This is a genomic window from Emticicia sp. (assembly GCF_049241225.1).
Taxonomy (GTDB): domain Bacteria; phylum Bacteroidota; class Bacteroidia; order Cytophagales; family Spirosomataceae; genus Emticicia.
The window spans coordinates 16,061-17,487 of the sequence record NZ_JBMLRC010000171.1; the positions used below are offsets into that span (position 1 = coordinate 16,061).

Below are 1,427 nucleotides of genomic sequence, written 5' to 3' on the forward strand. Positions count from 1 at the left end.
TCCTCTTCCTCTTCACTGCCGCTATAATTGAAACCATAATTTTCGTCGATGGCGTTTTCTTCGCAGAGGGTTTCTAAATCGGCAATAAAATCATCCGGAAATTCGGTTAGGATTTCAAAGTTATTGATGTAGGTATATTCAACCCCATCTTCTTCTTTTGCTTCGTAATCAAAGTAGAAATCTTCTTCACTCTCTACATATTCCATACAAAGTTCCTCTAATTGTGTGGCAAAGTCTTCCGTATCCTCAGTTTCAATCCAAAAATCGGTTACATAAATCATTCCATCAACCGCAAAACTTGATTCTTCCGAATCATCCCAGACGCCTTCACTAAAATCAAGGTTTTCAACCGATTTTATTATCCATGAATCATGACCGTTAAACTCTTTATTCATCATGTAATCATACGGAATATAGCAATAACCTCTGTCGCCCCAGTCTTTTCCCCACGAATTTCTCACAATAAATACCTTGTCGGGGTCTGAATAGCCTACACAAAGCATTGCGTGCCATCCGTGTGTTTCACGAACATTATCCGAAGGCTTTGGCATTGGTACCCGACCTTTATTTTTTGAAGCACTATCAAAAGATTGAAAAGTATTCAAACAAAACGAAATAGGATAGCCTTCGGCAAGGGTTTGTTTCCACAAGTCAAGGCGAGTTTCAATATATTCAGCATCTACGATTTTAAAGTTTGAGCCGTGGTCATACGCCGATTGGTCAGGTTCATCAAGAATCATACTTTCATCATTGGGCCAAAGTTCTTCTGAGCATGCTCCATACTCCTTTAATCCTTCGATGGCTTTATACATAATCGAGCCACAGTCTTGATTTTGAGCATCTTCTAAGTAGCGTGCGTTGTAGTAAATATAGAGTCGGCTAATGTCGGCTGAATCTCCATTATTTCGTTTGGCTAAATATTCATAAGCTCCAGCAAAAGCATTCGCCACACAACTATTACCTACTTGCATTTCTACTTCAGTTAAGTGCTCTCTTAGATCGACTTTAGAGGGTAATTGATCAAATTTACCAGATTCTTTCCTGTTAATGTTTGCAGGAATAGCCCCTGCTCTGTATCCTCCGATACGATTTTCCATGGCCATTTTTTAGTTTAATAGTGTTTGGTATCAAAATTTTCCAAAAATATATATTTCTTGGAGAAAGGACATAATAAAGAAAAAACTTTATTTTTTACCATTTTAAGAAAAGTTATTGAAGGGATATAATGCTCTTATCTGTATTACATATTTGTTTTTATGGTAAAAAAAAATAGCGTTTGATATATTTTTTTGACAATTTTCATTTTTGATTTTCATCTCGGTGATTGATAAAGAGAGACTTCATGCGTTTTTTTTTCAAAAAAATAGATATTTTTGCTTTGCGTTAATAAGCCTAAATATTGAAATCATTGATACATCTTATATAGA

The 1,427-nt window shown here is 35.6% G+C and carries 1 protein-coding gene; it reads right to left on the reverse strand.

Features of this window, described 5'->3' with window-relative positions; translation table 11 throughout:
- Positions 1–1,097, reverse strand: a 1,097-nt coding sequence (locus ACOVO2_RS09785) for a C1 family peptidase (protein ID WP_421769788.1), incomplete at its 3' end; no start/stop codon positions are given.
- Positions 1,098–1,427: the final 330 nt, after the last annotated feature.